Below are 24,835 nucleotides of genomic sequence, written 5' to 3' on the forward strand. Positions count from 1 at the left end.
GAGCCTGGTGAATCTGGCCACGGTGGTGATGCTGAGGGCCACGGAGGACTGGGCTTTCCGGCGTTACCTGGACATGGGCCCGCTTTGGGCCGCGGAAGAGAAACCCACAAAAATCGCGACTTGACCGCAAAGTTTTCCGCTTCAACCAGAGGTGCCTTCAGTTGGCGTAGTTGGCTACTCACCCTGCTTGTCTCCTCTTTGGCCAGCTTTTACCCCTGAGAAGGGATCTCAGCAGGTTAAGATGCCGGCAGTAGAATTGGGTGGAAAACTTAGCCCTTGGCAGAGTCCATAGCCATGCGGCGGGATTTACAAGAGCTGGTCATTTCCCCTTTTCTGGTGGAAAACCTTTCTGGGGTACCCATAGCCTGGCTGTACCGACCTCGGCCTATCCGTCGCTGGAAAGACTGGCTGCGCCAGTTCTCCGCCTTTTGGAATCTGCTGGGCCTGCTGTTGGTGCTGGATTTGTTCTGCCGTTTCTTGACCTTTTGGTCAGGGGGATCCCTGCTGACCTTGGTGGGGCGAATTTTGATCCCTGGCCTGCGCAGCAGTTGGGAAAGTTGGCTGGTGGAATGGGGAATCCTGGCAGCCATTGCCGCTTTGGGCCAAGCCTATTGGATTTTCCGCAGCCGCCGCATGCCGCTCTTGCTGAACTTGCTAGAAGAAGTAGATCGCTACAATCGGCTCATTCAAGCCATTCACATCAACGATGAATTGGTAGAGGCGGGCAATCCTGAGGCCAAGCTGCCCCAGCGGGATCAGATCATCGAGACTCTGAAGCTGACTCGCAGCGACCTAATCCGCGCCTTGAAAACTGAACGGATCTTGCGGCAGAACAAAGACTTTATTGAGCAGCAAAGGGAGTTCTTCGGCGACGAGCTGGCAGCTCTGACTGCGCTCCAGCTAAGAGAACAGGCCAGCGAACAGTCGCAGCTTTTGGATGCTGCTTTGCAAATTGCCTTGCAGGTGCGCTCCCAACTAAGCCAACTGCAGAACCGGGGAGCAAATTGTTTCCAAGACAAAGATCAAGCTTCAGACAAAGCTCGAGACAAAAAAGATTAAAGCGAAGACACAAGTTACAGCTATTTCGACCAGGATACTGCACTGATATTGAAGTAACCAAAGCCTTGGACTACGGGAAAGTTGTTGTGAGGCTCTTTGTCGCCTTGATCTCCACTTTGGGAGAGGGTTCAGATCTGCCTGGAAAAGCGCTGGAGACTGTCGCGAAGCCCAGGGATCTTCCTTCTCGGCAACGCCCTAAAAAATGTCCTGACTCAGCAGCTTAGCCAAGCGCTCCAGGCCCTTTTTGACCTGTCGGGAAACGGTAACGGCACTGATCCCCAGCCGCTCTGCTGTTTCTTTTTGGGTGAGGTCGTAGAAGAAAACAAATTCCAAAATCTGTCGGGTGCGCTCCTCCAGCTTGGCCAAGGCATTTTGCAGACGGATGCGATCTTCTTCGGCCAGTTGAAAACTGCGGTAGCGCTGATCGGGAATGGTATCCCCTAGAGCAACGCTGTCTTCTTCAACCTGTACGGGAGCATCTAGGCTGAGCAAAAGGCTGTTTTGTTGGGCCAGCTGCAGCTCTCGCCATTCCTGCTCTGTTAGGTTGAGGGCTTCCCTCACCTCCGCCTCAGAGGGAGGACGGCCCAACTCTTGTCTCAGGCGCGCAATTACCTTCTTGGCCTGCCGCTGCAGGGTGGTCCAGCGGCGAGGGAGCCGCACTGCCGGGCTTTTGTCTCGCAGGTAGTGCTGAATTTCTCCGCGAATGTAGGGCATGGCAAAGGAGCTGAAGGCCAGGCCGCGGCTGACGTCGAAGCGCTCGATGGCCTGAATTAGGCCTAGGCAGCCGACTTGTACTAGGTCGTCGTATCCCTCCTTGCATTGGTTCCGCCAGTAGTGGGCCTCTTTGCGCACCAATCCTAGGTTTAGCTCCACCAGTCGATTGCGCAGGGCCGGATCCCGAGTTTGCTGGTACAGCCGCAACAGCTCGAAGGTTTGGGTTTTAACATCTCCAGGTCTAGATGCCCTAGGCGCGCGCCCAGTCGGGGATCCAGAACTGCCCATGCTGGATTTGGCCGAAGAGGGAGAGGCTGGGCTCGTCGGTGGTCTTGGGAAGTCAGGATCCTCGAGAGGAGTCTGTTGCGGAGCCATTACCATAGAAGCTGCTTTTCTTTGACCAATTGAGCTAGAGCCCCTCAAGGCTGGATCGGCGGCCAAGCAGCTCAAAAGCAGGGGGTGCAAAGCGATACCGATTTTCTGCCGTTGGGCTCAACTGCGATCTACAAGCAGGTCGAGTTAAGTTGTAGCCATAAGAATGCTACCAGGTGTTAGCAGGAACACAATTTTGAGATTTGCTAGGATACTGAAGTGCCCTCAGTTTGACCAGCTTTTCCGCGGCAGTCAACACCCCTCTCCCGGAAACCCTCCGTCTTCGGTGGAAGGTCGGATTGCTATTGCCGGTGTGTCCTCTGGGGTACTCTGGAACTCAGGAAGCAGACGGTGGAGCTGTTCGCGTCAGGGGCGTTGGGCTTTCCTCTAGTCCTCATTCGCGACAGGGGTGCGCTCTCAGGAAGGCTGCAAAACTCGGTTCACCGCGAATGGGATCGAAATAGGGTTCAGAGACAAGCAGCGGGTGGTAGCGTTCCGGCTGCAGCCGCAGAGCTTGCTCTAGGGCTTGGAGGGCCTGGGGCACTTGGCCTTCCCAGGCGCAGCAGCAGGCTTTAGCATAGTGGGCCTCTGCATTGTCAGGATCCAGCTCCACGGCCCGGTCGAAGCTCTGGAGGGCGAGCCTGTAGAGGTTCAAGTCCATCAGCACCAAGCCGCGCTGCAGCCAGAGCTGGGAGCGCTGGGGATCCTGGGCTAGAGCGCGGTCGTAGCTGTTGAGAGCTTCCATGCAGTTGCCCAGGCGGTGATGGGCAAAGGCGTGGCCGGCCCAGAGAGAGGCCGACTCCAATCCCAGTTGCAGGGCTTGCTCGTAGCTGGCCAGAGCCTCGGCGTGGCGCTCCAGGTGCACCAGAGCCAGCCCGCGACTTTGCCAAACCCGGGGATCCTTGGGGTTGAGGTCCAGGGCCTTGTCGTAGCTGTTCACTGCTTCCTGCCATCGCTCTAGAGAGGCCAAGGTCAGCCCGCGCAGATGCCACGCTTCCGCGCTGTCGGGGCGGAGGGTGAGAGCCTGCTCGTAGGCGCGCAGCGCCTCTTGGTAACGGCCCAGTTGCCGCAGCGTGTTGGCCTGGTTAAAGCGGGCCTCAAAAAAATCCGGCTTTAGGTGCAAAGCCCGCTCGTAGCTGGCCAGCGCTTCCTGATGACGGCCAAGATCGTCCAGAAGAGAACCTCGGTTGTTCCAAGCTTCGGGAAAGCCCGGCTTCAGCTCTAGGGCGCGGTCGTAGCTGGCCAGGGCGGCTTGCGCCTGCCCCAGTTGGTCGAGGGCGGTGGCGCGGTTGTACCAGGCAATGGGATCCCGTGGCCGGTCTGCCACTGCCTGCTCGAAGGGCTGCAGTTGGGCTGCCTGTTCCGCCGTAAGGGCAGAGAGGTCAACCGCCGTTGCCGGCAAAACAGCTTCTGGAGGAGCAGCCCGCCGCTGCCGCCGCAGCCCCCAGGCCCAGCCTCCCACTAGGAGCAGCAGACCCACCCCCAGTACCAGCGCGCCCAGGTCAGTTGAGGCGGTTGCAAACGGCATGACCCTACATCATCACCAGAAAGGGCAGGGGATCGCTGGGCCCTGCTGGCGAGATCAGCTCAATGCGCTTTTCGCCGGGGTAGGTGCTGGGATCGATCTCAAAGGTAACCGTCAGCGCCTCGGCACTAGCTTGCACCGGCTCTTGGGAGCGCCCCAAGGGATCCCCAAAGCTAACCCGGATCCCCTTGCCCGCCGGGCTGACCCGGATCTCGGTTACCTGATCCAGATGAGATCCCTCCAGGGTACAGACGATGATATCTCCCACAAAGGCCTCCCGCGGCCAACCACGCCGCACGATGGGTCTAGGCATAGTGTTGCTCCCACGGTCTACTTCACCCCAAAACGGCTTTGATGACACAGGGGTTCCGCCATCACCGGCTGCCACCCCTCCAGAGAAGAGGCGGTTTGGGGAAGAGGAACAGCAGGTGCTCGCAGCAACACCTGGCCGTCTGAACCTACACTAACCAAGCGGGGCATTTCTCCAAGGCTGTCAGCGACGGCAAACAGCACCCGTCCTCTTGCCTCGGGATCCCAGCCTAGCAGCTCCGCATAGGCCAAGGCCGGTGGCGGATCCCAGATTTGCACTGGCGGGATCTCGGTTGAGTCTGCCGGCAAAGGCCAGATCACCGCCCGATCCCAGCTTAAGTCTGTCTGGAGCCAGCCCGAGGACTCCTTCACTAGCAAAGTCTTCTCCTGCCAAGCCATGGGCAGGAGCACAGCAAAATCCAGCGGATCCTCAGGAGTACCCCCAGCTACCGAGGTTTGGTAGAGAACCTGCAGAGAGCGGCTACGGGTGTTTTCGGCAAACAACAGGCTGGTCAGCTGGCCTCCGGAGGGGGTGACAACCCAATTTAGCCGCGTGTACACCTGCCAGTGGGAATCCGGAGCCACGAGAGGCTGGCTGCGCAGCAGGCCCACCAGCGTACACTGCCGCTCCTGTGCCTTTTCCTGCAAGTCGTACACCCACTCCCACGGGATGGGTAAAGGCGAGGGGGAGAAGCTTTCTGGGGCAGCCGTCGCTATGACAGCGCTCCCCCCTGCCCAGCCGATCCAAACCGCCGCCAGGGCCCTCCCCAGTTGCCCCAGCCAGTTTCCCCTGAGCCGGCCCCCCATTTGCCCAACCCTCCGCCTTAGCTGCTGGCTAGGACTTCGCTGACAGCCGCACCTGGATCGACCGGCTGTGGGCGGGTAACCCCTCAGCTTGCGCCAGGGCTTGAATGGCGCCGGCCACCTCTTGCAGGGCTGCTGAGCCGTACTGGATTAGGCTGGAGTGTTTCAGGAAGGTTTCTACCCCCAGCGCCGAGGCGTAGCGAGCTGCCCCTGCCGTGGGCAAGGTGTGGCTGGGCCCAGCTAGGTAATCCCCCACCGCCTCTGGGGTGAAATGTCCCAAGAAGATGGCCCCCGCATGGCGAATTGCGTCCAACAGGGCCCAGGGATCCGCCACCTGAAGCTCCAGGTGCTCCGGCGCAAACTGGTTGGACAAGTTGACCGCCGTGGCCAGATCGGGCACCACCCCAATCAGCCCGTAGTTGGCCACTGCCTTTTCCACCAGGAGGCGATGGGGATGCTCCTCGAGCTGCCTGACCACCGCCTGCTGCACCTGTTGGGCCAGCCGGAGGTCGGGAGTGAGCAGGATAGCCGCCGCTAGGGGATCATGCTCGGCCTGGGCCAGGAGATCGGCGGCAACGTAGAGGGGGTTGGCGCTCTCATCGGCAATGATCAACACCTCCGAGGGCCCGGCCAGGGAGTCGATGCCTACCGTGCCATACACCAGCTTTTTGGCCAGGGTTACGTAGATGTTGCCGGGGCCGGTGATCACGTCCACCTTGGGGATGGTCTCGGTTCCGTAGGCCAGCGCTGCGATAGCCTGGGCCCCGCCGACGCGATAGATGGTGTGGATGCCCACTTCTTGGGCAGCGACCAGAATGGCTGGGTTAATTCCCTTGCCGCCCGAGCCGTCCGATCCCGGCGGGGTCACCATGACAATTTCCGGCACCCCTGCCACCTTGGCAGGAATGGCGTTCATCAACACCGTACTGGGATAGGCGGCGCGACCCCCCGGAATGTAGAGGCCAGCGCGATCCACCGGGCGGTACTGCTTGCCCAAAACAATCTCGGGGCCAGGAAAGCTTACCCAACTGCTGGGCACCCGCTGCCGGTGGAAGGCTTCGATGCGCTGTTTGGCTAGGCGCAGGGCCGAGAGCAGTTGCGGCGATACCGCCTGGTAGGCCGCCTCCAGCTCCGCCCCCGAGACCCTTAGGTCGGCAACGCTCAGCTCCACCTGGTCAAACTCTGCCGTGTAGGCCAGCAGGGCCCGATCCCCTTGGCGGCGTACTGTCTGCAGGATCTCCCGCACAGTTGCCTCGCGATGCAGGTTTTGGTCTGCCTGGGTGCGCTCCGAGATCCGTCTGAGCTCGGCTTCGGCCTCGGCTAGCTGGGTAACAATTCTCAGCATGGCAACTCCTTTGCCTGGCGTACCGTAGGCAGAGAGCGAGAGAGCCGGCGGCAGAGGGGGCTTTTCCTGCCCTGGCCTCCCGGGCTCCCAGAGAGGGATCCCGTCTGCGCCTAGGGCGCTCCACAGGGGCTATGGTCATAGCTTAGCCTGGATCTTCCGCTCCAAAGAACCCCGCTCCTGCTCCAGCCCTATTCAGAGAAATGAGGCATCTCCCATTAGCAGCCAGAACCTCCAAAGCTGGGAACTGTTCCAGGGAGTATTAATTTGTGTTAGGACTATATCACAGTGAGCTATGGCAAAGCTAAAACAGTTGTGGACAAGTCAGTCGCCTGCAGCGATTGCTAACCATGCCCACATCTACTCAGCTTCCCGAAGAGCAAGCCCTCCAGCCTTCGGTGGCCCAGGAGCCCTTCTTGGGGCTGCTGTGGGATCTGGCGCGGGCCTACCAAGCTTTTGAGAACTACGCCGCCGCTCACATCCGCCAGACGGGGCTAACTCCTCCCCAATTTGAGGTCTTGGTAACCCTCGGCAACACCCCTGGCCTGACGATGAACGTCCTGGCTGAGAAAACGCTAGTTACCAAAGGGACGCTGACCGGGATCGTGGATCGCCTGGAACAAAAGGGGCTGGTGCGCCGCGAGGTGCCGCCGGAAAACCGCCGCTGCTTCAGGATTGTGCTCACCGAAGCGGGGGAAAAACTGTTTGCGCAAGTCTTCCCAGCCCACGTGGCTTACCTAAGGGAGCGCTTTCAGAAGTTGGATCCGGAAGAGATAGCCCAGATCCAGGCCTGCCTAAAAAAGCTGCAGTCTATTTTCAATCTCCCTCAGGGGCAGACCGAGAGTTGTTGAGAAGGCCTTCTGCCTACCCTAAAACCCAGAGCACAAAGACGACACCTAGAGTAACGGCGGCAAAGAGGGTGTAGCTAATCCGGCGCAGCGGCTGCAGTTGCATAGCATGCAGCTCCTTGAGCCAACTCAACCCCAGGGACTCCACGAAGCGATCCAGCACCGCCTGCATGGGGTAGGCGTAAACGGATCCCTGCTCTTTGAAGTTCACCAGCACAACTAGCAGCGTGGCGTAGCCCCAGAGGAGACCCCAGAGCGCAGCACTCAACCCAATCAAGATGGGCTCAAGCATTGCAAGCATTACACTCCTTATATCTTTGTGTGGGTGTACCTGCTGCTTGTGTTAAGGGGACGGAGTTTTTTGGGGTGAGGGAATTGATCCCCCCTGAGGCTACCTTCCTCAGGCAGCAGCCTAGAGAGGAGCTCCCGACGGCTCCTAAGGGTCGGCTTTGCTAGCTCTCTTCTGCCCCTTTAAACTGGGAGTACCTGCTCAAAGCTACCCTGTGTCAATCCTCATGAGTTCTCGCTACCTGCTGCCCCCCGCTGAGTCCAAATCTGTCGGCACCGCCTATCTTCTCTGGGCATTGGGCATCTTCGGCATCTGTGGTGTCCATCGCCTTTACCTGGGCAAGATGGGCACAGGCATTCTCTGGCTTTTCACCTTTGGCCTGTTGGGAATTGGCCAGTTGATTGACCTGTTTTTGATCCCGGGCATGGTGGACAACTACAACCTTAAGCTAGCCGTCCTGCAGGGATCCCGACCTTCCTCGTCTCCGGCAAAAACTGTCTCAGCACCCCCGCAGCCCCTCAAGGGTCAGGCTTTGATGCGGGAAATCCTACGGCTAGCCCAGCGTCGCCAGGGGATCCTCACCCTCTCGGAGATTGCCATCGAACTGCCTGCTGACTTTGACGAGATTGAAAAGGCGCTGCGAGAGCTGAGCCGACGGGGCATCGCCTCCCCCGAGAACAACCTAGCCACCGGCGCAGTGGAGTACCACTTCCCTCACCTGTTGCGCTCCCCTGGCGAACCCCGCTCCCTTTGACCACGCCCTACTGGGATCCCAGGATGCCGCGCTGTTTGGCCAGCCGCATCGCCCGGCGAAAGGCTAGCAACCCCAGGCTAAAGTAGAAAATGCCGCTGGCCAGAGCTACAAGCAGCCGCAGGGGATCCAGACCTGCATCCCGTACCATTACGTCTCGCAGCAGGCCGGCCCCTGCCGTCATGGGCAGCATCTGTCCCAGCCACTTCAGGGATCCCGACCACTCCTCCGTGGGGGTAGCCAGGAGAAAGAGGAGGCCAAACTGGCTCAGGATCAGCAGTTGTTGAATGCGCTTCCAGATTAAGGCGGCGGATCCCAGTAAAAACGAGAAGCCATAGGCCCCCAGCACCACGCTCAAAAGCGGCAGCACCAAGCTGGGGGGAAAGCGCAGCCGGCTGCCCGTGAGCAACAAAATGATCCCCAAAATGACGACGACGGTGGCAAGGCGCAACACCAAGCTGGCACAAGCCCGGGCCAAAAAAAGCGTGGCTGCGGAAAACGGCGAGAGCAACACCTGCTCTAGCGTCCCCGTTTGGGCTTCCACCTGCAGGTTGAGAGCCATGTCGTTCACCACAAAAATGACCAGCGTCCAGAGCACATAGCCAATCACCACCGCATCCAGCCGTTCGCCAAACTGGGAGGCTGGCCCTGCCACATACTGAGCGCCGGCAAAAAGGGCATAGAAGAAAAAGGTGGTGATGAGGATCCCGCCCAGGGCCTCCGCCGGATAGCGGATGTACTGGATCCAGGTGCGCTTTAGCTCCGCCCAAAACAGGTACAGCAGTGGCCTCATCCCTGCTTCTTTTCCCTTTTCAGCAGCTTGAGAAAAATGTGGGTGAGATCGGCTTCCTCTCGCTTGACGCTGAGCAGGGGCAAGGGCTTGAGGATCTCTAGCACTTGATACAAAGCCTCCGAGAAGCCCCTAAACCGCAACTGATGAGAGCTGAGAATCTCCACCCCTTGCTGGGCTAGGCGTTCCGCCCGGCTGGGATCCAGCTCCTGTTCCAACTCAATCCGATAAGTACCGGCTGCGCTGGCAAACTGCCGGATCAACTCCTGCGTGGGGGCCTGGACGAGAATCGTTCCTCGCTCGATTACAGCCACTTGGTTCGAGAGCGCCTCAGCTACGTCCAGTTGGTGGGTGGTGAGGAGAATGGCCCGACCCGAAGCAGCAATTTGGCGGATGAGGGATTTCACCGCTTGCGCTGCCTCCACGTCCAACCCCAAGGTGGGCTCATCCAACAACAGCAGAGCCGGCTGGTGCAGGAGGGCAACGGCAATGGCCACCTTCTGCTGCATGCCGCGGGAAAGGGTTTGCACAGCAACCTCCCCTTTCTCCCCCAGGCCCAAGGTCTCCAACAGCTCTAGCCCCCGTTGCCGAGCAGTTTTAGGGGACAGCCCCCGCAGCACGCCAAAGTACTCCAAGTTTTGCAAGGGGGTCAGCCGCCAGTAGAGGTTGCGGTTGCCTTCCAGCACCGCCCCCACCTGGGCCAGCGCTCCAGGCTCAGTGTGGGGATCCCGCCCTAGGATGCGCACGCTGCCGGCATCAGGCCGGATCAGACCGGCGATGATCTTGATGGTGGTGGTCTTGCCTGCCCCGTTGGGCCCCAGAAAAGCCAGGATCTCCCCTGCTGCTAGCGTTAGGGAGACATCCACCACCGCCTGCACCTGCTTGCCTCCCTGCCGGTAGGTCTTCTGGAGGTGGTGCACTTCGAGAACCTTCATGAGACAGGCTCTAGGGAGGCGTTGGGAGCCCGGCTTCCGTCTGGGTCAAGGCCAGGCTCATCTTGTCTAGCCACTGCAAAAGGTTTTCCAGTTGCTGTGCTGGCGCCAGCATTCCCAGCCCACGCACCGTAACCTTGCCCGGCTGGTAAACAAAGCGAGACTGCACATGAGCTGGCAGGGCTTCCTTGAGACGGTTCCAAGCCGGCTCCTCCATGGGGGTTTCCAAAATAACATGCTCTTTGGCGGGCCTGATGCGGGAAAAGCCCAGGGCGCGGGCCAAAATCTTCAGCTCCATCACCCGCAGCAGTTCCTGGGCAGGCTTGGGCAGGGGGCCAAAGCGGTCTTGCCATTCCTGCGCTATTTGGGAAAGCTCCAGGCGCGATCCAGCAGCCGCCACTTGGCGATAAGCCTGCATTTTTTGCTCTTCGTCAGGGATATAGCTCTGGGGAATCATAGCCGTAACGTTGAGGTCGATCTGGGTGTCCTCCACCTGCGGGATCTTCTGGCCGCGAATTTCTTGGATGACCTCCTGCAGCATTTCTAGATAGAGATCAAGGCCCACCGCATTGACTTGTCCCGATTGCTCCGTTCCCAGCAAATTGCCAATGCCGCGAATTTCCATATCCCGCAGGGCCAACTGGTAGCCAGAGCCCAGTTGGGTAAATTCTTGAATGGCCTGTAGGCGTTTGCGGGCCTCCTCGGTGAGGATCCCATCCTCTCGGTAGAACAGCCAAGCATGGGCTTGGATCCCAGCCCGGCCCACCCGCCCTCGCAATTGGTAGAGCTGGGCCAACCCAAACTCCTGGGCATTTTCGATCAAAATGGTGTTGACACGAGGAATGTCCAAGCCGGATTCAATAATGGTGGTGCAGACCAGGATATCGATTTCGCCATTGTTAAAAGCCAGCATGGTCGCTTCCAGCTCCCCTTCCGGCATCTGCCCATGAGCAATGGCAATGCGAGCGCCGGGCACCCATTCCCGCAATTTGGCAGTGGTTTCTTCGATCCTTTCAATGCGGTTGACGACGTAAAAGACTTGCCCGCCGCGATCTAACTCCTGGCGGATGGCTGTGCGAATGACCTCAGGGTTGTAGGGAGAAAGGTGAGTTTTAATCGGGCGCCGCGACGGAGGCGGAGTTTGGATCAAGCTCATTTCCCTCAACCCTGACAAGGCCATATACAGCGTGCGGGGAATAGGGGTAGCCGTAAGGGTGAGCACATCCACCTGGGTTTTGAGGAGCTTAATCTTCTCTTTTTGGTTGACGCCAAAGCGATGCTCCTCGTCAATCACCAAGAGGCCCAAATCGCGAAATTGCACGTCTTTGCCCAAAAGTTGGTGGGTGCCTACAATTACGTCCAGCTCGCCGCTTTTAAGCCGGGCCAGGATCTCTTTTTTCTCCTCGGGAGTGCGGAAGCGGTTGAGCAACCCCACTTGAATGGGGTAGGGGGCAAAGCGCTCTTTGAGAGTGTGGTAGTGCTGCTGGGTGAGAATAGTGGTTGGCGCTAGAAGAGCTACCTGCTTGCCGGCGGTTACGGCCTTAAAGATGGCGCGGATGGCCACCTCCGTTTTGCCAAAGCCCACATCGCCACACAGCAGTCTATCCATGGGGCGAGGGGACTCCATATCCCGCTTGATCTCCTGGACAGCGCGAATTTGGTCCGGCGTCAGGGGGTAGGGAAAAGACTCCTCAAACTCCTGCTGCCAAGGGGAATCCGGGGGAAAGGCGTAGCCCTCCTGTTCAGCCCGTTTGGCGTAGAGCTGCAGGAGATCAAAGGCCACTTTTTTCAGACTCTTTTTGACTTTTTGTTTGGTCTTTTCCCAGGTGCTGCCGGACATTTTGTGCAGGGCAGGTGGCCCATCGCTGCTAGCCCGGTAGCGCGAGAGGGAGTTGACTTGGTCGGCAGCTACCCGCAGCAGGCCGTCGCTGTATTGAATAACGAGGTACTCCCGGGTTTCGCCGCCGATGGTGAGGCTTTCCAAGCGCAGGAACTGGCCAATGCCATGGGCCCTGTGAACGACAAAATCCCCCGGCTTGAGCAGGTTGGGATCCACCTGGCGGGAGCTGGCCTGGCGGCGCTTGCGCACATAGGTGGGAGTGGCGAGGCTGTGCTGGCCGAAAAACTCCCGGTCGGTGAGCACTACCCACCCCAGCGTGGGCAGCAGGAACCCCTCCAGCTCAGCCAAGCCGGAGTACTTCAGGGCCACCGGCGTGTAGGACTGGAGCTGGCGTTCAATGGCTGGAAAATCTTTGGGGTTGGGCACGTACTGGGCCGGGCAGTCGTGTTCTTGCAGCAAGGCCACCGTGCGGGAGGGCTGGGCGGAGAGGATCCACACCCGCAACTGCTGCTTGCGGTACTCGCGCAGGGTTTTGGCCAGGGATCCAAACTGGTGGGGAGCGGCAGGGACAGGCCGGCTTTTGAGGTCAAGGGCCGCTTCAGCCTCGCCGGCAGGGGCAAAAGCCCGGGCCAACAGGCGGGGGAAGGGATCCCAGTCGGGAGCCGCAAGATCAAAGGGACGGTGGAAGGGCACTAGAGCCGGCTCAGCAGCTTGGGCCAACTGCCACTGCTCCTGGGCGTGGTCTAGCCACTGCCGGCTGTGGGCCTGGCACTGCTCTGGCTCGTCGATCAGGATCAAGGTATTGGGATCCAAATAGCTCAGCAGGCTGGCCGGCGGATCGTAAAGTAGGCCCAGAAAGCGGCGCAAGCCCTCTGGGGGAGGGGACGACTGCTCCAACTGCTGCCGAAGACCCTGGGAAAGCTGATCGGCTTTTTCCTGTAGAGCCGGCCAGAGGATAGGCCCGTAGCCAGTGGGAGTTAGCCAGACATGGGGGATCCCGTCTTGAGAGCGCTGGCTCACCGGGTCAAACTCCCGCAGCCGCTCCAGTTCATTGCCAAACCACTCCAGGCGCACCGGCCATTCGCAGGCCACCGGGAAAATATCGAGAATATCGCCCCTCTGGCTCCACTGTCCCTCGCTTTCCACCAGGCTTACCCGCTGATAGCCCAGACGACTCAACTGCTGCCCCAACTGCTGCGGCGACAGCTCCGCCCCGGGCTCCAGCTTGAGGCAGAAGGACTGAAACACCTCTGGTGGGGGAAGGTGGGGTTGTAAGGCCCGCTCCGTGGCCACAATGGCCATGCCCTTTCTGCCCTGGAGACAGTCGGCCAGCACCTGGAATTGTCCCCACACCAACTCTGGCTCCAGGTCAAACGGCTCATAGGGGGAAGCCTCGGAGGTGGGATAAAGCTGCACGCTCTCCCAGCCCATGCCCTCCAGTTGGGCTGTCCAGCGGCCCGCCTCTTCCAGCGTGGCGGTAACCACCAATAGGGATCTTCCTTCCTGCTGGGCCAAAGCCGAGGCGATCAACCCCTTGGCAATCCGCCCCCCTCCCTGCAAAGCAGCCCGTCGCTGGGATCTCAGCCGGACGGCCAACTCTTGCACCAAGCCCGATTGGGCAAGAAAGTGCACCAGTGGGATAAACGACATCTTTCCACCCCAGACTGCAAACTCAAGCCGGGATCCCAATTCTGGCATTTGTAGCCGCTGGAAACCTCAACAAGCCCTTTCCGGAGTGGGAAAGTTAGTTGGCTACCAGCCTTGAGGCTGCCAGGCCGATGCTCCAGGGCTGAGATTTTTTGTATCCCATGTTACAGGAAAAAGCTGGCACTCCCAGGATTCTAAAGTTAACCTTTAGACTTGAACAGCCTGCGCGTTGTCTTGCCCAAGATGTAACCCTAGGAGCAGCGGAAAATAGATCTCCTAAAGTTGTAAAGCTGTACTCATTACAACCCTCCAAGCTTAGGGACAATTATGTTTCTAGACACCGTCACCCTTTCTCGACTACAGTTTGCCCTCACGGCCATGTTTCATATGCTATGGCCGGTTTTAACAACAGGAATGTCCATCTATCTTGTTGTAATTGAGGGACTTTGGCTGAAAACTCGCAATCTAGATTACTATCGCCACGCTCGCTTCTGGTCAAAGATCTATGTGTTAAACTTTGGCCTTGGCGTGGCCTCAGGCTTGCCGATGGCCTTTCAGTTTGGCATGAACTGGGCCCCTTTTTCTGAGGCGGTAGGTGACTTCTTTGGAACCATCCTAGGATTTGAGGGCACGATGGCCTTTATGCTGGAGGCCAGCTTCCTGGGGATCATGCTGTTTGGCTGGGAGCGGGTGCCGCCAGTAATTCACTGGATCTCGACAATCTTAGTGGCCTTCGGCTCCAACCTCTCCACCTTTTGGATCCTGACGGCCAACTCCTGGCTGCAGACGCCGGCAGGGGGGATATTTGTCGATGGGAAGTTCGTGGTACGTGACTACCTGCAGGCCATTTTCAATCCCTTCATGGTCAATAGCTTTCTGCACATGTTTTTTGCCACTTTGGAAACCTCTTTGTTTGTCATCGGTGGCATCAGCGCCTGGTACATTCTCAACCGGCGGCACAGTGAGTTTTTTTCCCGCTCCTTCAAAGTGGCCCTAGTGATGGCGCTAGTGGTGGCCCCTCTGCAGGTGTTTATTGGCCACTTGAGCGCGGAGCAAGTGTATCGCTATCAACCGGCCAAGCTGGCGGCTATGGAGGCCCAGTGGGAGACGCTCCCCGCCGGCGAGAGGGCGGATTGGAGCCTGTTTGCCTTGCCCAATGAGCGTGAGGAGCGCAACGAGTGGGAGGTGAAGATCCCCGGCGCGCTGGGCTACCTGCTCGAGTTCAAGCCCAGGCTGGATCGACCGGTGCAGGGCCTGAAAGCTTGGGATCCCCAAAATCGTCCTCACATGATTGGCCTCATCTACTACTCCTTTAGGACGATGGTGGCCATTGGCTTCTTTATGGCCGGGCTCGTGGGGGCTACCGTGATCCAGTGGTTGAGGGGCAAACTGTCGGCAGAGGCCCTTCCTCAGCAAAAGTGGCTGATGTGGGCTTGGGTCTTCGCGGGCCCGTTGGGCTACATTGCCGTCGAGGCTGGTTGGATTGTCCGCTGTGTTGGCCGGCAGCCCTGGATTGTGTACGGGCAACTGCGCACCGTAGAAGCGGCTTCCCCGCTGCCCCCCGGAGAGGTGCTGTTTTCTCTAGTCGGCCTAACTGCTTTGTACACCGTGTTTTTCGTGGCCGCTCTTTACTTCGGCAGCCGCATCATCCGCAAAGGGCCTAACCTGGAGCTGGCTGCCCCCGTTCCAGCAACCCAGCCGGTGATCGTGATCGAGCCTGCTCGCCACGAGCCGGATCGCCGTCCGGCGGAAGCTCGGTAGTGCCAGTGCCCAGGCGACATCGCAGTTGGAACTGTCTCGAACTGGCCTGGCTAGGAATACCTAAAGCGGAGGGAAGGACCATGGAATCTTTCGAGCCTTTGCAGCAGTTTCTGCCTCAAGTCTGGTTTTTTATCCTCGGTCTATTCCTCTTTCTCTATGTTCTGCTCGATGGATTTGACTTGGGGGTTGGCATCCTTTCCCTGACGGCTTCCAGCGAGACGCGCCGCAGCATTCTCATGACCAGCTTGGGCAATGTTTGGGATGCCAACGAGACGTGGCTGGTACTCATGGGGGGATCCCTATTTGGAGCCTTTCCCCTCGCCTATGCCACCATTCTCAATGCCCTCTACATTCCGCTGGTGATCATGGTGGTGGGCCTGATCTTGCGGGCTGTCTCTTTCGAGTTTCGGGAGAACGCCAACAACAAGCTGGTCTGGAACCTCGCCTTCGGGGTGGGCAGCTTTTTGGCAGCCTTGGGCCAGGGGTTTGCCTTGGGCAGCGTCTTCGAAGGGATCCGGGTGGACGAAGCCGGCCACTTTGCCGGCAGCCCCTGGGACTGGCTGACCTGGCGCACGGTGTTGGTGGCTCTTACCCTGATCCAGGGGTATGTTTTGATCGGCTCTGCTTACTTGATTGTGAAAACCACGGGGGAAATCCAGAAAACCTATTACAGGACAGCCACCATCGCCACGTGGACAACTTTGCTGGGGGCAGTGTTTATTACCATCAGCACCCCCATTATGTCGGAGCAGGCGCGCTCCCAGCTTTTCTCGCCGCCTCTTTTCTATATCTTTGCTGCAATCCCCCTTTTGGGGCTTTTGTTGGTGGCTCTGTTGCTGCGCAGCTTGCGCCGCCGAGAAGAAAATAGCCCTTTGGTTTACACCTTCCTCATTTTTGCCCTTTCTTTTATCGGCTTGGGGTTCATGATTTTCCCCAACATCATTCCTCCCAGCGTCACCATCTACGAGGCGGCAGCCTCTCCCAGTTCGCTGGTGTTTATGCTCACCTTTATTGGCTTTTTGATCCCGGTGATCTTGTCCTACAACATCTACAACTACGTGGTGTTCCGGGGCAAGATTGTAGTGCAAGAAACAGCGGCAGAAGAGGCCAAAGTTCCAGAGCCAGTTTAGGTTGGCCCAGAGTCGAAGGAATAACCCCGCCCATATGCCAGGCGGGGCAATTTTATTAGAGGCTCACCCAGCGAGGCTCTCACTCCCGCTTGAGCCACTGCCGGATCTGCTCGGCAGCCACGTCGCGACTTCCCAAGCCAAAAGCCAAAGCCACAGCCACGGCAATGGCGCCCAGCACCAGGCCAAAGGCCAGCACCACAATATCGGTGGCTACGCCCATCTGCTGCAAGGCCATGGCGCCAACCAGAACCAAAATGGCCACCCGCGCCGCCTGCGCCAGCACTCCTGAGGAGGGGTTGCCGAGACTCTTAACCATGGAATGGGCCCAATTCGCCAGGTAAAGACCGATCCCAAACACCAAAGCGCCGATGAGCACCCGCCCGGAAATGACCAACAGCCCCTCCACGATGTCGGTCAAAGCAGCAAACTGCAGCAGCTCCACGGCTGGCACTGCCCCGAGCAAGACCACGCCCACCCAGACCACCAAGCCAGCAATCTCAGAGGGAGTGCGCCGCTTCACCAAGGTTGAGGGATCCCCTTCGGCGGCGGGAGCTTCAGGAGCAGGGGCCGAGGGCAAACCAAGGCCGGCAGCCAAGCGGTCGAAACCGATTGCCTGCAGCAACTGGGTCACCAAGCCAGCCAAAAACTGCCCCAGCCAGTAGAACACGGCCAGGATGAGAGCAGATCCTGCAATCCGGGGGATGGCCCGCAACACCTGCTCCAGCATCGCCACCGCTGGATCGGAGATGGCCCGGATTTCCAGGGCCTTGAGGGCGGCAATCACTGCCGGGATCAACACCAAGACGTAGGCCACTGTGCCCACCGTTTGGGCCAGCTGGGGAATGCCAAAGCGTGCCCCCAAGCGGTTAGCTCCCGCTGCCACCAACAAATTGGAAACGATCCCACGCACGATGCGAGCTAGAAACCAGCCCACCACACCGATGATGAGCGCTCCCAAAATGCGGGGTACCATCGACAGGATTTGATCCAGCAGGTTTTGCACTGGCTGCAGCGGCCCCCGCAGGTTCAGCGTGTCCAGGATAAGCGGTAGAAAGAACAAGAAGATCAACCAGTAGAGGGCGTCGCCCAGAGCTTCATTCAAGAGAAAGGGGGCGACCTCAGCGCCTCCCTCCGGCTTGGCAGCAGTTCCTTCCGCAGCCGCCTCCGGTTGGAGGGGTTGAGCCAGCCGCTCATCCAAGTTAAAGCGCCGCAGCCCTTGGATAACTGCCAGCCGGGCAACGGTGGCCACCGCCCAGCCCACCCCTAGCAGCACCAGCGCCCCGCCCAGCCGCGGCAGATAGGCGAAAATCTCTCCCAAAAACTTGTTGAGCGGATCGGAGACAGCCTGAAGCTGGAGAGCATTCAGCACCGCTACCACCACAAAAGCCAGGATAATCCAGTAAACAGCAGCAGCCACCCAGCGCTCAGTTTGCGGCGGCCTCTCGCCGGGCCTTTGGCCCATAATCCAGGTGGCCAAGCGGTTACCAAGCTGCGTCCGTTTGAGCAGCCCCCGAACGCCGAAAGCCACCGCCGTGGCCACGATCCAACCCAGAACTAGAATGACAAGCGCCGCCAGTAGGTTGGGCACGAAATCAATGACTCTAGCCCGAAGGTTGACAACAAAAGAGACGGCTTCATTGCGAAGGTCGTTTGCAGGGGTTTCCATGATTACCCTCACAGCATGAGATGTTCAAAAGAGTAGGTTAGCCTGAAGCCCTTCTTTGGGCAAGCTGGCCTGGGAGAAAGCCTCAAGCGTCAAGCAGAAACGCTGAGTCTTGCAACAAAGCTTTACATCCATTCCCAGGATGCCGATGGTTAACCAAAGCTCCAGGGCAAAAGTTCAAGGTTCAGGTGTATAGAGGAAAACTTTTGCTTTAGAACCCTTTGCTTCTCCTCACTTAAATTGGTTTTTTCCAATACACCAGCCCATCCTCTCCGTTGTAATAGCCCTTGCGGCGTCCCAGCAATTGAAACCCTGCCGATTCATAGAGGCGGATGGCGGCCTGGTTAGAAGCCCTCACCTCCAACGTGGCCCAGCGACAGCCTGCTGCCCTGGCTTGGCTCAACAGCTCCTCCAGGATCCTTCGACCCAAACCACGCCGCCGATGGGCAGGATCCACCGCCAACGAGATGATGTGGGCCTCTTCTTCGATGCGCCAGAGGATGCCAAAGCCCACCAGCGTCCCTGGCGAGGAAAGCAGGGATCCGCAAGCGCCTGCAGGTTCTGCCACAGCCCCAATCACCAGGCTGGTGGGTCGTTCCAGCTCGGCCCGGTAGCCCTGTTCTCCCCAGTGCCCGCCATAACAGCGGCGATCCAGCTCTAGCAACTGGGGCAGGGCGGCAATGTCAAGCACCTGCAGCCGGTAGCCCATGGAGCTTAGTCTCGCCCTTTGCAGAACTCAGCCAGCCACAACTGCCCAAAGAGCTGGATCTTGCAGTCGATCCCTCTCAACACCGCGGAGCGCTCCTGGGGGTCAAGATACTGGGCTACCGCTGCATGGCCGCCTCAGGGCTTGGAGGGCTGGAGAAAGGGTGGGCGCTTGGCTCATGACTGCGGATACCAGAGGGATTCGAGGGTGTGGACAAGGGCCGCTGCCTGCTGCGGCGAAGGGGCAGTGGGCAGACAGACGGTAACATGGCCCAGCTTGCGCCCCGGGCGGGCGGGGGTCTTGTGGTACCAATGCACGGTGGCATTGGGGATCTCCGCCAGGCGCTGCCGCTTCTCGGCATAGTCGCTGGTGGAGTGCTCGTAGCCCAAGAGGTTGACCATCACCGCCCCCCCACACTTGAGGGAGGGATCCCCCAAGGGAAGGCCAAGGATGGCCCGCAGATGTTGCTCAAACTGCGAGGTGTAGCAGGCTTCCAGGGTGTAGTGGCCGGAGTTGTGAACCCGCGGCGAGATCTCGTTGATCCAGATCCCAGCCTTGGGATGAGGCGGCGGCACCCAGAACAACTCGATGCCGAACACCCCAACCGCTTCTAGCTTTTCCATCACCTTAACTGCCAAGTCCCGGATCTCGGCCTCGACCGTTGGGGGGATGCGGGCGGGCACGAGGACGTGGCGACAGATTTGGTTAACCTGAACAGTCTCCACTACGGGGTAGACCCGGATCTCCCCCGTCAGCCCCCGCGCCACCATCACTGCCAGCTCCCGCTCAAAGGGGATCCACTCTTCCACAAGCAGCGGGATCCCGCTGTACTCGGCAAGGGTCTGTTGCCAAGCCGCGCGGTCGGGCAAGATGCGGGTGCCCTTTCCGTCGTAGCCCTGCCGCCGCCGCTTGAGCACCAAGGGAAAGCTCAGGCTAGATAGATCTGCCGTCTCTGCCGGCCAAAAAGACGGCACCGGCAACCCCAGCTCTGCCAGAAACTGCCGCTGGCGCAACTTGTCTAGCAACGGCTCCAGGGTGCTAAGGCGAGGGCAAAAGCGGGATTCTTCCGGATCCAGCCTTTTTAGCTCCGGCAGCAGGATGAACTCGTTTTCAAAAGTTACCACCGGGCAGCGCTGCAATAGCTGGGCTGTAGCCTGGGTGTCGGTTACAGCGCCCCAAACTACCCCATCGGCCACCGCCACTGCCGGATCGGTGGGGGCAGCCGCCTGCACCATCAGCGGAATCCCCAGGGAGCGGGCCGCCAAAGCCAACATCTGCGCCAACTGCCCCCCGCCGATTACCCCTACGGGCTGTATCTGGGTTTGGGACTTCACTTCTATACTGAGAGGAGAAGCACCGTCTAGTCTACCGCCCTTGGCCCCTACCTCTAGGGCAAGGAGAAGCACTGTGGAGTCATCCAAGCTAAAAGAACTCATCGACCGGGCTTTGCAGGACAAGATCCTCACCCGCGCCGAGCAACAAGAAATCCTCCAGGCAGTTACCGCCGATTCCCAGGTCTCACCGGAAGAACACGAACTGCTGGACATGATCGTGGAGCGCCTCAACAGCGGCGAGATTCGCGCCGTCGATTGATTCCTTTTCTAGTCTTGCCCAAAAGTAAGTGGCAGCTTGGAAGCAAGCAGTTGCCAGCGCAGCTCCAAAGGGCTGGGATAGACTGGAGATCCCCTGGCTCTATCTAGCATGCTGCCGCCATGAGTTCTCGCTCCTCAGACTGGTTTACGCGGGCACGCCACTTCTTTTACGGCACAGCCACTGCCCTGGTGGAGCTCCTGGAGGATCCCCAGAAGCGCGCCGAAAGTTTCGGCCGTCTTCCTGGCGACTGGGCGGCGCTGGCTGCAGAGCTGGAGCAAAAAGGAGAGCAGATTGAGCAAGAGGCTGTTCGCTACCTTAAAAGCCTCCGCCATGAAGCCACCAAGGCTCCTGGCCCAGCCGTAGAGAGCCAAACACCGGCCCCCCAGAGCGGCTCCCCAACCGCCACCATCTCCAAAGAAGAAATGGGCGAACTGATGGAGCTGATCCACCAGATTGAGTCCTTGCGCCTGGAGCTAGAGCGGTTGCGCACGGAACCCTGCTCGGATGCTGGCCTTTCTGCTTGATCCCAACGCCCGTGCGGTTTGACGTTGTTACCCTTTTCCCAGAGTTTTTTGAATCGCCCTTGCGCATTGGCTTAGTGGGCAAAGCCCTACGGCAAGGGATTGCCGAGGTTCATCTCACCAACCCGCGCGACTTTGCCGCCGATAAGCACCGCCGGGTCGACGATGAGCCCTATGGGGGCGGGGTAGGCATGGTGCTCAAGCCAGAGCCCTTTTTTGCTGCTGTCGCCTCCCTGCCTTGCCTGGATCCCCGCGAGATCATCTTGCTCACGCCCCAGGGACAACCCCTAAACCAAGCCCTGCTGCGGGAGCTGGCCCAAAAGGCCCAGCTCATCCTGCTCTGCGGCCAGTACGAAGGTTTTGACGAGCGGATCTGCCAGTATCTAGCCACTCGCGAGGTGTCGCTGGGGGATTTTGTGTTAACAGGGGGGGAGATCCCGGCACTGGCCTTGATCTACGGCGTGATCCGTCTCTTGCCTGGCACGGTTGGTAAGGTAGACTCTCTGAAGAAGGAGAGCTTTGAGGAGGGTCTGCTCGACTATCCTCAGTACACCCGCCCAGCCGAGTTTCTGGGGTACAAGGTGCCGCAGGTGCTCCTTTCAGGTAACCACGAGGCCATTGCCCGATGGCGTCTGCAGCAGCAGTTGGTGCGCACCTGGCAACGACGGCCGGATCTGCTGGCCAAACGTCCCCTCACCCCCGAAGAACAACAGTTGTTGGCCGAAGGCCTGGCCGAGCAGCGCACTGAGGTGGAGAAACAAGATGCGCGTGAACTGTCTCAACTCCCTTCTCAACCTTGCTGACCATGGGGCTAGGATTCTGGGGCTGCTGCTGGTGGGGATCCTGACCAGTTCTGGGCTTGCTCTAGCCCAAACTGGAAGTGGCAACGAGGCCATTTATCGCGACGGCAGAACCCCGCTGTTCAGCGGCTCCAGCCTTGATATGAGCGATCTCTTCCGGGCTGCTGAACTCCTCTCCCGCCAGAGGGCCACCTCCCGCTGGGACAGCCGGGCGGCCATCGATGCCGCAGTGGAGCAGTTTAACCAATCCCGCCGTCGCCCCTTGCTGTTTTCGCCGGGAGCAGGGAGATCCAAAACCCCTCTTACTCGCTAACTTAGCTCCCCTCCTCAACCTAACCTGTGTTAGGATCGCAAGGCTATTCTTGTGGGCGCTAAGCAATAGCGCCAGGTTTTCGGGATCCCCTAGGAGATACTGCCGTGGTTAAGAGTACCCCCTCCAGCAAAACCGATAGGGAGCAGCACCTGGATCCCGCTAGGCGGGGTCACTCCAAGGACAGTTCCACCGAGTCCAAGGGGATCTCGGGCTTCCTCCAAGAGACGCGGGCCGAACTGGCCAAAATTGCCTGGCCAAGCCGTCGACAATTGGTTAGCGAATCCATTGGCGTTTTGCTAATAGTGCTGGCCTTCGCCTCATTTATTTACCTGGTTGACCAGCTATTTGGCTGGGTAGCCACTCAACTGTTCTCGTAGCTTTAGGCAGGGGAGGGGAGAGGAGGTGAAGTATGAGCCCAGGGTTAGAGCAGCGGCGGAGACGCCGCAGAGACTACGTTGAGCCCCTAGAAGCTGCGGAAACAGAAACGACTGCGGAAGAAGGGGAAAGTCAAAGCCAGCGCAACTTGCGCTGGTACGCTGTCCAGGTGGCTGCTGGCTGCGAAAACAAGGTTAAAAGCACTCTCCTGCAGCGGGCGGCAGCCCTGGATGTGGCCGATCAAATCGTCGAAGTGGTGATCCCAAAGCGGGTGGGCTTCAAGCTGGATCGATCCGGCAAGCGCCAGGAGCAAGAGGAAAAGATTTTCCCCGGCTATGTGCTCGTGCGCATGGATCTCAACGACGACACCTGGCGGGTGGTGAAAACCACTCCCAATGTCATCAACTTCGTTGGCACGGAACAGAGACGGCCCTATGGTCGCGGTCGGGGGCATGTGACACCGCGGCCCCTCAGTCCCAGCGAAGTTCAGCGCATCTTCAGCACCGCTGAGGTGGAGGCGGTGCCCCTCAAGATTAACCTGGCCCCTGGGGATCGCATTGAGGTGCTGTCTGGCCCCTTCCAGGGGTTCTACGGCGAGGTGGTGGACGTCAGCCCAGAACGGGGCAAGCTCAAGGCTTTGATCTCAATTTTTGGGCGGGATACTCCAGTAGAATTAGAGCTTGGTCAAGTGCGAAAAGAGGTGTAACTGCGTCGCATGGCTAAGAAACTGGTGGCAGTAGTCAAGCTGGCCATCCAGGCGGGCAAAGCCACCCCCGCCCCCCCCATTGGCCCCGCCTTGGGTCAGCATGGGGTCAACATCATGGCCTTTTGCAAGGAGTACAATGCCAGAACGGCGGATCAGGCGGGCATGGTGGTGCCGGTCGAGATCTCCATCTACGACGATCGCAGCTTCACCTTTGTCCTTAAGACGCCGCCAGCCTCGGTGCTGATCAAGAAAGCCCTTGGCATTGAGTCAGGCTCTAGCGAGCCCCACAAAGTCAAGGTGGGATCCCTGACCCGCGCCCAACTGCGCCAGATTGCCGAGCAGAAGCTGCCAGATTTGAATACCAACGATGTGGAGGCGGCGATGAGAATCATTGCCGGCACTGCCCGGAGCATGGGAGTAACGATAGTTGACTAGGGCTCCGCTAGCCCAGCTTGTTTGTCGTTTTGGGGGAGAGAAGTTCTCGCCAGAACCCCGAGGAGAAGTTATGGCTCGAAAACTGTCCAAACGCATGCAGGCTTTGCGGGAGAAGATCAAGCCCATCCCCTATCCCCCCGCTGAAGCCATTGCCCTCATGAAGGAGACAGCCACTGCCAAATTTGACGAGGCGGCTGAGGTTCACATTCGCCTGGGGATCGATCCCAAATATGCTGACCAGCAGCTGCGCTCTACGGTGGTTTTGCCACGCGGCACTGGGCAAGAAATTCGAGTAGCGGTAATTGCCCGCGGCGAAAAGGTGGTGGAAGCCCAGAATGCTGGGGCTGACCGAGTGGGGTTTGAGGATCTCATCGAGGAAATCAGCAAGGGCGTGATCGATTTCGACCTGCTGATTGCCACTCCCGATGTGATGCCCCAGGTGGCCAAGCTGGGGCGCCTGTTGGGGCCGCGCGGCCTGATGCCTTCTCCTAAGGGGGGAACAGTTACCATGGATCTGGCCCAGGCCATTAAGGAGTTCAAGGCTGGCAAGCTGGAGTACCGGGCGGACAAAACTGGCATTGTCCATTTAATCTTCGGCAAGTGTCAGTTTCCGGTTGAGGCGCTGCTGGAAAACCTAAAGGCGGTGCAGGAGTCGATTGACCGCAACCGTCCCCCTGGGGCAAAGGGCAAGTACTGGCGAACTATGCATATTTGTGCTACGATGGGTCCCTCCATTGAGGTTGATGTCAATGCCCTGCGGGAGTTAAAGTTAGTTGCCTAGGTCTGGCGTTAGGACAAATTTTGGCCAAGGAGGGATCAAATAGAAAACCTTTCCACAGCTGAATAGGGAGCCGAAGACAGCAGGCGCCGAGTGGCTTAATCTCCTGCCGAGGCTTGGGTAGAGTGGGAAAAATTCCCGAAGCTTATGCTTGCCCAAATGCGTCTCGGCGGAGGCTGGGGCGCATTCCTTTTGCAGTGGCAACCACATTACAGACAATCGAGGAGGTGAGCGCGTGGGCAAGCAATCCTTAGCAAAGAAAGCAGAGGTAGTCGATGAGGTTCGATCCCTGTTGCAAGCTAGCCAAATGGTGCTGGTCATCGACTACAAAGGTCTAACCGTTGCTGAGATGAACCAGCTGCGGGCGGAGCTGCGCAAAGCAGACGCCGTTTGTATGGTGGTTAAAAATACCCTGATGCGGCGGGCCGTTGCTGACCTTAAGGCTTGGGCAGGGATCCTGCCTTTCTTGTCCGGGCCAACGGCTTTTATCCTGATCCGGGGCAATATCGCGGCGGCCCTGAAGGCGTATCAAGACTTTGCCCGGCAAACCAAGAAGACTGAGTTTCGCGGTGCTGCCGCTGAGGGGCTGTCTCTGACCTTGGATCAGGCCAAGGCCATTGCTGACCTGCCGCCTAAGGAGGTGCTCCTGGCCCAAGTGGCAGGCAGCCTTAAGCTAGTAGCCACCCGACTGGCGGTTGGGCTCAATGCTGTGCCTAGCCAGGTGGCCCGCGGTATCCACGAGATCCCGGCCTCACTGGCGCGGGCTGTGCGAGCCATTGCCGACAAGGAGGCGGCCTGAAGGTAGCCGCTTCGATGGGCCAACGGCTCAATT

General features: G+C 59.1%; 26 protein-coding genes and 1 other annotated feature. Of the genes, 14 read left to right on the plus strand and 12 right to left on the minus strand.

All coding sequences use genetic code 11. From position 1 onward, the window contains the following. Positions 1-276 precede the first annotated feature (276 nt). The gene (locus NW812_RS10035; protein ID WP_414396439.1) at positions 277-1,059 is read left to right on the plus strand and encodes a hypothetical protein; all 783 of its coding nucleotides are present in this window, start codon (positions 277-279) and stop codon (positions 1,057-1,059) included. 195 nt (positions 1,060-1,254) lie between these two features. Here the strand turns inward: NW812_RS10035 and NW812_RS10040 are convergent, their stop codons facing one another. From NW812_RS10040 to hisD, 5 genes are all read right to left on the minus strand, one after another. Further along, complete coding sequence (locus NW812_RS10040) at positions 1,255-2,061, minus strand: RNA polymerase sigma factor SigF (protein WP_414396441.1); 807 nt, start codon at positions 2,059-2,061, stop codon at positions 1,255-1,257. Positions 2,062-2,539: 478 nt separating this feature from the next. Beyond that, positions 2,540-3,673, minus strand: a complete 1,134-nt coding sequence (locus tag NW812_RS10045; RefSeq protein WP_414396444.1) for a tetratricopeptide repeat protein — start codon at positions 3,671-3,673, stop codon at positions 2,540-2,542. Between the two features lie 4 nt (positions 3,674-3,677). After that, positions 3,678-3,983, minus strand: coding sequence for a hypothetical protein (locus tag NW812_RS10050; protein ID WP_414396446.1), 306 nt, complete (start codon positions 3,981-3,983; stop codon positions 3,678-3,680). 17 nt (positions 3,984-4,000) lie between these two features. Beyond that, positions 4,001-4,786 (minus strand): hypothetical protein, encoded by a 786-nt coding sequence (locus NW812_RS10055; protein ID WP_414396449.1) that lies wholly within the window; start codon positions 4,784-4,786, stop codon positions 4,001-4,003. Between the two features lie 28 nt (positions 4,787-4,814). Beyond that, positions 4,815-6,128 (minus strand): histidinol dehydrogenase, encoded by a 1,314-nt coding sequence (hisD, locus tag NW812_RS10060; protein ID WP_414396451.1) that lies wholly within the window; start codon positions 6,126-6,128, stop codon positions 4,815-4,817. 347 nt (positions 6,129-6,475) lie between these two features. On the opposite strand from hisD, the gene NW812_RS10065 reads away from it, so the two are divergent. Continuing rightward, on the plus strand, positions 6,476-6,976 hold the full coding sequence (locus NW812_RS10065; RefSeq protein WP_414396453.1) for a MarR family winged helix-turn-helix transcriptional regulator: 501 nt from the start codon (positions 6,476-6,478) through the stop codon (positions 6,974-6,976). A gap of 13 nt (positions 6,977-6,989) precedes the next feature. Here NW812_RS10065 and NW812_RS10070 read toward each other — a convergent pair whose 3' ends face one another. After that, on the minus strand, positions 6,990-7,274 hold the full coding sequence (locus NW812_RS10070; RefSeq protein ID WP_414396454.1) for a hypothetical protein: 285 nt from the start codon (positions 7,272-7,274) through the stop codon (positions 6,990-6,992). 214 nt (positions 7,275-7,488) lie between these two features. Between NW812_RS10070 and NW812_RS10075 the strand changes: the two genes are divergently transcribed. Beyond that, positions 7,489-8,016: a TM2 domain-containing protein gene (locus tag NW812_RS10075; protein WP_414396456.1), complete on the plus strand. Its 528-nt coding sequence runs from the start codon at positions 7,489-7,491 to the stop codon at positions 8,014-8,016. A 7-nt stretch (positions 8,017-8,023) separates the two neighbouring features. On the opposite strand, the gene NW812_RS10080 is transcribed toward NW812_RS10075, so the two are convergent. Genes NW812_RS10080 through mfd form a run of 3 tightly spaced genes read right to left on the minus strand, consistent with a single transcriptional unit; the run spans position 8,024 to position 13,225 of the window. Beyond that, positions 8,024-8,806 carry an ABC transporter permease gene (locus tag NW812_RS10080; RefSeq protein WP_414396457.1) on the minus strand — a complete coding sequence of 261 codons (783 nt, stop codon included), beginning with the start codon at positions 8,804-8,806 and terminating at the stop codon, positions 8,024-8,026. After that, entirely contained in the window at positions 8,803-9,738 is a 936-nt protein-coding gene (locus tag NW812_RS10085; RefSeq protein WP_414396460.1) for an ABC transporter ATP-binding protein, read from the minus strand. The genes NW812_RS10080 and NW812_RS10085 overlap by 4 nt, the downstream gene beginning before the upstream one ends. A gap of 10 nt (positions 9,739-9,748) precedes the next feature. Continuing rightward, positions 9,749-13,225, minus strand: coding sequence for a transcription-repair coupling factor (mfd, locus tag NW812_RS10090; protein WP_414396462.1), 3,477 nt, complete (start codon positions 13,223-13,225; stop codon positions 9,749-9,751). Between the two features lie 324 nt (positions 13,226-13,549). Here mfd and NW812_RS10095 point away from each other — a divergent pair, with 324 nt between their 5' ends. Both NW812_RS10095 and cydB read left to right on the plus strand, forming a co-directional pair. Continuing rightward, complete coding sequence (locus tag NW812_RS10095; RefSeq protein WP_414396465.1) at positions 13,550-14,983, plus strand: cytochrome ubiquinol oxidase subunit I; 1,434 nt, start codon at positions 13,550-13,552, stop codon at positions 14,981-14,983. Positions 14,984-15,063: 80 nt separating this feature from the next. Beyond that, positions 15,064-16,113: a cytochrome d ubiquinol oxidase subunit II gene (cydB, locus tag NW812_RS10100; RefSeq protein WP_414396468.1), complete on the plus strand. Its 1,050-nt coding sequence runs from the start codon at positions 15,064-15,066 to the stop codon at positions 16,111-16,113. Positions 16,114-16,192: 79 nt separating this feature from the next. Here the strand turns inward: cydB and NW812_RS10105 are convergent, their stop codons facing one another. The 3 genes from NW812_RS10105 to NW812_RS10115 all read right to left on the minus strand — a co-directional run bounded on the left by NW812_RS10105 (position 16,193) and on the right by NW812_RS10115 (position 19,816). Continuing rightward, on the minus strand, positions 16,193-17,779 hold the full coding sequence (locus NW812_RS10105; RefSeq protein ID WP_414396471.1) for a mechanosensitive ion channel: 1,587 nt from the start codon (positions 17,777-17,779) through the stop codon (positions 16,193-16,195). A 232-nt stretch (positions 17,780-18,011) separates the two neighbouring features. Then, positions 18,012-18,509: a ribosomal protein S18-alanine N-acetyltransferase gene (gene rimI, locus NW812_RS10110; RefSeq protein WP_414396614.1), complete on the minus strand. Its 498-nt coding sequence runs from the start codon at positions 18,507-18,509 to the stop codon at positions 18,012-18,014. 149 nt (positions 18,510-18,658) lie between these two features. Next, positions 18,659-19,816 (minus strand): 5-(carboxyamino)imidazole ribonucleotide synthase, encoded by a 1,158-nt coding sequence (locus NW812_RS10115; protein ID WP_414396473.1) that lies wholly within the window; start codon positions 19,814-19,816, stop codon positions 18,659-18,661. A gap of 73 nt (positions 19,817-19,889) precedes the next feature. Here NW812_RS10115 and NW812_RS10120 point away from each other — a divergent pair, with 73 nt between their 5' ends. The 9 genes from NW812_RS10120 (at position 19,890) to rplJ (ending at position 24,802) form a co-directional block, all read left to right on the plus strand. Further along, a complete protein-coding gene (locus NW812_RS10120) occupies positions 19,890-20,075 on the plus strand; it encodes a hypothetical protein (RefSeq protein WP_414396475.1) in 186 nt (61 codons plus the stop codon). 119 nt (positions 20,076-20,194) lie between these two features. Beyond that, on the plus strand, positions 20,195-20,599 hold the full coding sequence (locus tag NW812_RS10125) for a hypothetical protein (protein ID WP_414396478.1): 405 nt from the start codon (positions 20,195-20,197) through the stop codon (positions 20,597-20,599). 11 nt (positions 20,600-20,610) lie between these two features. Next, positions 20,611-21,399, plus strand: coding sequence for a tRNA (guanosine(37)-N1)-methyltransferase TrmD (gene trmD / locus NW812_RS10130; protein ID WP_414396481.1), 789 nt, complete (start codon positions 20,611-20,613; stop codon positions 21,397-21,399). After that, on the plus strand, positions 21,359-21,709 hold the full coding sequence (locus tag NW812_RS10135) for a hypothetical protein (RefSeq protein WP_414396484.1): 351 nt from the start codon (positions 21,359-21,361) through the stop codon (positions 21,707-21,709). Before trmD ends, NW812_RS10135 begins: the two co-directional genes overlap by 41 nt. 104 nt (positions 21,710-21,813) lie before the next feature. Next, complete coding sequence (secE, locus tag NW812_RS10140; protein ID WP_414396486.1) at positions 21,814-22,086, plus strand: preprotein translocase subunit SecE; 273 nt, start codon at positions 21,814-21,816, stop codon at positions 22,084-22,086. Positions 22,087-22,118: 32 nt separating this feature from the next. Next, complete coding sequence (gene nusG, locus NW812_RS10145) at positions 22,119-22,790, plus strand: transcription termination/antitermination protein NusG (RefSeq protein ID WP_414396488.1); 672 nt, start codon at positions 22,119-22,121, stop codon at positions 22,788-22,790. 9 nt (positions 22,791-22,799) lie between these two features. Then, positions 22,800-23,225 (plus strand): 50S ribosomal protein L11, encoded by a 426-nt coding sequence (gene rplK, locus NW812_RS10150; protein WP_414396490.1) that lies wholly within the window; start codon positions 22,800-22,802, stop codon positions 23,223-23,225. Positions 23,226-23,295: 70 nt separating this feature from the next. Further along, the gene (gene rplA, locus NW812_RS10155; RefSeq protein WP_414396491.1) at positions 23,296-24,006 is read left to right on the plus strand and encodes a 50S ribosomal protein L1; all 711 of its coding nucleotides are present in this window, start codon (positions 23,296-23,298) and stop codon (positions 24,004-24,006) included. Positions 24,007-24,058: 52 nt separating this feature from the next. Beyond that, positions 24,059-24,203 (plus strand) — a sequence feature (ribosomal protein L10 leader region). Between the two features lie 35 nt (positions 24,204-24,238). Beyond that, positions 24,239-24,802 (plus strand): 50S ribosomal protein L10, encoded by a 564-nt coding sequence (gene rplJ / locus NW812_RS10160; RefSeq protein WP_414396493.1) that lies wholly within the window; start codon positions 24,239-24,241, stop codon positions 24,800-24,802. Positions 24,803-24,835: the final 33 nt, after the last annotated feature.

Origin of the sequence: Synechococcus sp. O70.2, from assembly GCF_047462135.1 — a bacterium.
Classification (GTDB): domain Bacteria; phylum Cyanobacteriota; class Cyanobacteriia; order Thermostichales; family Thermostichaceae; genus Thermostichus.